Below are 789 nucleotides of genomic sequence, written 5' to 3' on the forward strand. Positions count from 1 at the left end.
GCATCGGCGACCGGGGCGTTGCCGAAGGTGTGCGCGGCACGCACGCGCTGCTGACGCAGTTGCTGCGGCACGAGCACGCGCCATTGGCGCTGGCGCAGCGCTGCAGTGCGGTGCAGGCGCCGTTGCCGCTGTTCTCGTCGCTGCTGAATTACCGGCATAGTCAGCGCAATGAAGTCACCGATGCTGATTCCGGATGGGATGGTGTCGTCGTGCTGACTACGGCCGATCGCAGCACTTATCCACTGACACTTTCAGTGGACGATTTTGGTGAGGGTTTCGCGCTGACGGTGCAGGTCGATCGATCCGTGTCGGCTGGGCGGATCTGCGCTTATATGCAGACCGCGCTTGAGCATTTTACAAGCCTTGCGGGGCGTCCGAAGGATACGGAGACCTCGCTCCTGTCGATGGATATCCTGCCTGATACCGAGCGTAGTCTGGTGCTGTCGGACTGGAACGCAACCGACGCCGCCTATCCGTCCGAACTGGGTGTGCACCAGGTGTTCGAACAACAGGTGGCGCTGCGGCCGCAGGCCGTGGCGCTGGTGCACGACCAAAAGACGCTCAGCTACGCGGAACTCAACGCGCACGCCAACCGCCTGGCGCATCACCTGATCGCGCAAGGCATCGGCGCGGGCGACTGCGTGGCGACCTGCCTGGAGCGTTCGGCCGGACTGGTCATCGCCCAGCTGGCGATCCTGAAGGCCGGCGCGGCCTATGTGCCGCTGGACGCGGTGCTGCCGCCGGCCCGCCAGGCGGCGATGCTGGCCGACTGCGGCGCCAGGCTGGTGC

Annotated in this window: 1 protein-coding gene; it reads left to right on the forward strand. The window is 65.8% G+C overall.

The features are described from left to right. Window positions 1–789, forward strand: a 789-nt coding sequence (locus KVP70_RS33090; RefSeq protein ID WP_217946685.1) for an AMP-binding protein, incomplete at both ends; no start/stop codon positions are given.

This window comes from Duganella violaceipulchra, from assembly GCF_019166075.1.
GTDB classification, from domain to species: domain Bacteria; phylum Pseudomonadota; class Gammaproteobacteria; order Burkholderiales; family Burkholderiaceae_D; genus Rugamonas; species Rugamonas violaceipulchra.